The following is a 5463-nucleotide window of genomic DNA, read 5'->3' on the forward strand; positions in this document are numbered from 1 at the left end:
CGACGCTCCACTTTCGCCTCGCCCATTCATCATTCTGAAACAAGGGCTTGGCCGTTTCCCCACCCTTATCCACAGGCAGCTTGGCGATTTCCACGTTGACGGGAGGTGGGTCCTCTGTGTTCTTCTTTTGTTCCTATCACCCTCAGCATCCCATCCCATGTTCCCCGCCGCCTCGCCCGTCCCGCCGACCCTCGCCGAGCTGCGCTGCCTGATCGGGCAAGGCGCCGGCACGGTCGAATCGCGGGTGACATTGCCCTTTGGCGTGACGGCGATCGATCGCGCTTTGCCGGGAGGCGGGCTCGCGCTCGGCGCCGTGCATCAGATCTGCGAGAGCGGGCCGCGCGCCGGCTACGCCGCGATGGCGATGCTGTTCGCCGGGGGCATCCTCGCCCGGACCAGGGGGCCGGTGCTCTGGTGCCTGCATAGCCGCGATCTGTTCGCGCCCGCCCTCTCACGGGTCGGGCTGCATCCCGACCGTGTCATCTACTGCGAGACCTGGAAGGACGCCGAGATCCTCCCCGCGATGGAGGAGGGCCTGCGCCATCGCGGCCTCGCCGGCGTGGTCGGCGAATTGACCCGCCTCACGCTCACCCCCTCGCGCCGTCTGCAGCTCGCGGCGGAGGCCTCGGGCGTCACCGCGCTGGTGGTGAGCCGTGCCGGCACGGACGAACCGGAGGCGAATGCCGCCTTCGCCCGCTGGGGCCTCAGTGCCGCGCCCTCGGGCCGGGACGACGCCCTCGTCATGGGCCGCCCGCGCTGGCGGGTCGAGCTGCGGCGCTGCCGCGGGGCGGTGCCGAACACCTGGATCGTGGAGGCCTGTGATGCGCAGGGTCGTATCGCTCTACCTGCCGGCCTGGGCGACCGACCGCATGCGCAGGACGAGCCGCGCCGCGCCACCCCGTGAGCAGCCGCTGGTGACCGTGCGCACAGAGGGAAATCGGCGCGTGCTCGCCGGCGTCGACGCGGCGGCGCGGGCCGCCGGCCTGCAGCCCGGGATGGCGGCCGCGCACGCGCAGGCGCTGCTGCCGGGCCTGCACCTCGCCGATGCCACGCCCGAAGCGGATGCCGCGGCGCTCGACCGGCTCGGCCTGTGGTGTACGCGCTATGCGCCGCTGGTCACGCCCGACCCGCCCGACGGGATCTTCATCGACATCGCCGGCGCCGCGCACCTGTTCCGCGGCGAGGCGGAGCTGCTCGACGATTTCGCCGCCCGGCTGCGCACGGCGCAACTGACCGCAAGGCTCGCGCTGGCCGATACGCCGGGCTGCGCCTGGGCGGTCGCGCGCTATGGGCACGGCGGGGCGATCCCGCCGGGACAGATGGCCGAGGCGTTCGGCAGCCTGCCGGTCGCCGCCCTGCGCCTGCCGCCAGAACAGGTCGCCAGCCTGCACGATGTCGGCATCGAGCGGATCGCGCAGCTCGCGAGCAAGCCCCGCGCGGCCCTACGGCTGCGCTTCGGCCCGGAGGTGACCTCACGCCTCGACCAAGCCCTCGGCGCCGCGCCCGAGCCGCTCGTCGCGCTGCAGACGCCCGAGGTGCCGCAGGTCAGCCTCCGCTTCGCGGAGCCGGTCAGCGAGCCGGAGGACCTGCAGCGCATCATCGCGGTGCTCTGTGCACAGCTGGTCACGGAGCTGGAACGGCGCGGCGTCGGTGCGCGCCGCCTCGATCTCGTCTTCCTGCGCGTCGACCGCGTCGCGCAGGCGGTCCGCATCGGCACCGCCCGGCCGAGCCGCGACGCGAAGCACCTCGGCAAGCTGCTCGGTGAGCGGCTGGTCCTGGTCGACCCCGGCTTCGGCATCGAGCAGGCGGTGCTGACGGCCTCCCGGGTCGAGGCGCTGACCGAGCGTCAGACAATGGGCAGCCACGTCGCGGACGAGGAGGGCACCGCCGATCTCGCCAGCCTCGTCGACGCCTTGCGCGTCCGGCTCGGACCTTCGCGCGTGTTTCGCCTCGCCCAGGTCGAGAGCGACGTTCCCGAACGCGCCGTCGCCAGGATCTCGCCGGTGGCCGCGGCGCGCGGCACGACCTGGCCCGCCGACCTGCCGCGTCCGGCCCGCCTGTTCAATCCACCCGAGCCGGTGACCGCGATCGCCGAGATCCCCGACGCGCCGCCGCTGTTCTTCGTCTGGCGCCGCATCCGCCACCGCGTCGTCAAGGCGGACGGGCCTGAGCGCATCACCGGCGAGTGGTGGCGGGACAACGTCGAGGCGGGGACGCGGCGCGATTATTACCGGGTCGAGAACGCCGAGGGCGAGCGCTTCTGGCTGTTCCGCGACGCGCCGGCCGAGGCGGGCGGCCGCTGGTGGCTGCACGGCCTGGGCGAGGCATGAGCTACGCCGAGTTGCAGGTCACGACGCACTACTCCTTCCTGCGCGGCGCCTCGAGTCCGGAGGAGCTGTTCGCGACTGCCGCCCTGCTCGGCATCCCGGCGCTCGGCGTCACCGACCGCAACTCGCTGGCCGGGCTCGCGCGCGCCCACGCGGCGGCCAGGGTGACGGGCGTGCGCCTCATCGTCGGCTGCCGGCTCGACCTGACGGACTTCCCGCCGCTGCTGGTCTACCCCACCGACCGGCTGGCCTACGCGCGCCTCTGCCGCCTGCTGACGCTGGGCAAGGGCCGGGCGGGTAAGGGCGGCTGCCGGCTGAGCTGGGCCGACCTGGAGGCGTGGCATGAGGGGCTGTTCGCCACGCTGCTGACGACGGATCCCGAGCCCGCGCTGGGCGACCACCTTGTACGCCTGCGCGGCCTGTTCGGCCCGCGCGCCTCCTGCGCGCTGACCCGCCGCTTCCGCCCGGACGACGCGGGGAAGCTGCGCGACATCGCCGCGCTGTCCCGGACGGCGCGCGTACCGACCGTCGCGACCGGCGACATCCTCTACCATACCCACGACCGGCACATCCTGCAGGACGTCGTCACCTGCATCCGGCTCGGCACCACCATCGACCGGGCCGGCTTCCTGAAGGAGCGCCACGCCGACCGTTTCCTGAAGGCGCCCGCCGAGACCGCACGGCTGTTCGCCCGCCACCCCGAGGCACTCACCCGCGGCCTGGAGATCGCTGCTGCCTGCACCTTCTCGCTCGACGATCTGACCTACAGCTACCCGACCGAGACGGGCGCGGGTGGGCGCTCGGCGCAGGAGCGATTGGATGCGCTCACCTGGGAAGGCGCCAGGACGCGCTATCCGGAAGGCCTGCCCGACAACGTGGCGATGCAGCTGCGCCACGAGCTCGACCTGATCGAGCGGCTCGGCTACGCGCCGTACTTCCTGACGGTCGATTCGATCGTCCGCTTCGCCCGCTCGCGCGACATCCTCTGCCAGGGCCGGGGCTCGGCCGCGAACTCCGCCGTCTGCTACGCCCTCGGCATCACCGCGATCGACCCCGTGCGGCAGGGCCTGCTGTTCGAGCGCTTCGTCTCCGGCGAGCGGCGCGAGCCGCCCGACATCGACGTCGACTTCGAGCACGGGCGCCGGGAGGAGGTGATCCAGTGGGTGTTCTCCACCTACGGCCGCCACCGCGCCGCGCTCACCGCCATCGTGATCCGCTTCCGCGCCAGGAGCGCGGTGCGCGCGGTCGGCAAGGTGCTCGGCATCCCGGAGGACGTGACCGCCGGGCTGGCCCGGCTCGTCTGGGGCTGGAGCGCCGACGGGGTGGGCGAGAAGGAACTCCGGGAACTCAACCTGAACCCCGACGACCGGCGCCTGCGCCTCACCCTGGAACTGGCGCGCCAGCTCATGGACACGCCGCGCCACCTCTCGCAACACCCCGGCGGCTTCGTGCTGACGCTGGACCGCCTCGACGAGTTGGTGCCGATCGAGCCGGCGGCGATGGCCGACCGGCAGATGATCGAGTGGGACAAGGACGACATCGACGCGCTCGGCTTCATGAAGGTCGACGTGCTGGGCCTCGGCATGCTCGGCTGCATGGCCCGCGCCTTCCGGCTGCTACGCGAAGCGAAGGGCATCCCGCTCGATTTCGCCACCATCCCGGCCGAGGACCCCGCCACCTACGCGATGATCCGTGCGGCCGATACGGTCGGCGTGTTCCAGATCGAATCGCGCGCGCAGATGGCGATGCTGCCGCGCATGAAGCCGAAGACCTTCTACGATCTGGTGATCGAGGTGGCGCTGGTGCGCCCCGGCCCGATCCAGGGCGACATGGTCCATCCCTACCTGCGCCGCCGTGAGAAGAGGGAGCCGGTCACCTACCCGTCCGAGGCGCTGCGGCGGGTGCTCGGCAAGACGCTCGGCGTGCCGCTGTTCCAGGAGCAGGCGATGCAGGTGGCGATGGTGGGTGCCGGCTTCTCGGCGGCCGAGGCCGACCAGCTGCGCCGGGCGATGGCGACGTTCAAGGTCACCGGCGGCGTCAACCGCTTCCGCGACAAGCTGATCACCGGCATGGTCGACAACGGCTACGCCCCCGACTTCGCCGAGCGCACGTTCAAGCAGCTCGAAGGGTTCGGGAGCTACGGCTTCCCGGAGAGCCACGCGGCCTCGTTCGCGCTGATCGCCTACGCCTCGTCCTGGATGAAGTGTCACCACCCCGACGTGTTCTGCTGCGCGATCCTGAACGCGCAGCCGATGGGCTTCTACGCGTCCGCGCAACTGGTCCGAGACGCACGTCAGCACGGCGTCGTCGTGCGGCCGATCGATGTGAACGCTTCGGCCTGGGATTGCACCCTGGAGCCGCTCGAAGATGGGCGCTGTGCGGTCCGGCTGGGCCTGCGTCTCGCGAAGGGCCTCGCCGAGCGAGACGGGGAGCGCCTTATAGCTATCCGGGGCGAGCGGCCCTACGCCTCGGTGCTCGACCTGTCGCGGCGCGCGGCCATGCCGGTCGCCGCGCTGACCTGCCTCGCCCGGGCCGATGCCTTCCGGTCGCTGTCCTTGAGCCGGCGCGAGGCTACCTGGGCGATCAAGGCCCTGCGCGACGACACCCTGCCGCTGTTCGCTGATGCTGATCGGCGCGCCGCATTTATCCAGCCGGAGGTCGCGGAGGCGCGGGTGCCGCTGACGCCGATGACCGGCGGCCGCGAGGTGGTCGAAGACTACCGCTCCCACGGCCTCAGCCTGCGCGCCCATCCGCTCGCCTTCCTGCGCCGGGATCTCGCCGCGCATGGGGCCGTGTCCTGTGCGACCCTGCACACCGCCCGCGACGGCAGACGGATCACGGTGGCCGGCCTCGTGCTGATGCGCCAGAAGCCCGGCTCGGCCAAGGGCGTGATGTTCCTGACGCTGGAGGACGAGACGGGGATCGCCAACCTCATCGTCTGGCCGTCGCTGTTCGAGACGCACCGGCGCATCATCCTCGGCAGCCAGCTGCTCGCCTGCCGCGGCCGGGTGCAGCGCGCGACCGGGGTGGTCCATCTCATCGCCGAGAGCCTGACCGACCGCTCCGCGCTGCTGCGGCAGATCGGCGGGAAGGACGAGGCGTTCACGGTGCCGACCGGGCGGGGCGATGAAGCCCA

At 72.1% G+C, this 5463-nt stretch carries 3 protein-coding genes; all 3 read left to right on the forward strand.

Going from position 1 to position 5463, the window contains the following annotated elements; genetic code table 11:
• Positions 1-157 precede the first annotated feature (157 nt).
• Positions 158-904 carry an ImuA family protein gene (locus tag ACFE86_RS20535; protein WP_375457176.1) on the forward strand — a complete coding sequence of 249 codons (747 nt, stop codon included), beginning with the start codon at positions 158-160 and terminating at the stop codon, positions 902-904.
• Positions 822-2330 (forward strand): DUF6504 family protein, encoded by a 1509-nt coding sequence (locus tag ACFE86_RS20540; RefSeq protein WP_375457174.1) that lies wholly within the window; start codon positions 822-824, stop codon positions 2328-2330. The genes ACFE86_RS20535 and ACFE86_RS20540 overlap by 83 nt, the downstream gene beginning before the upstream one ends.
• The coding region (locus ACFE86_RS20545; protein ID WP_375457175.1) for an error-prone DNA polymerase at positions 2327-5463 on the forward strand (3137 nt) is incomplete at its 3' end. The genes ACFE86_RS20540 and ACFE86_RS20545, both read left to right, overlap by 4 nt.

It is taken from the genome of uncultured Methylobacterium sp. (assembly GCF_964244095.1).
Classification (GTDB): Bacteria; Pseudomonadota; Alphaproteobacteria; order Rhizobiales; family Beijerinckiaceae; genus Methylobacterium.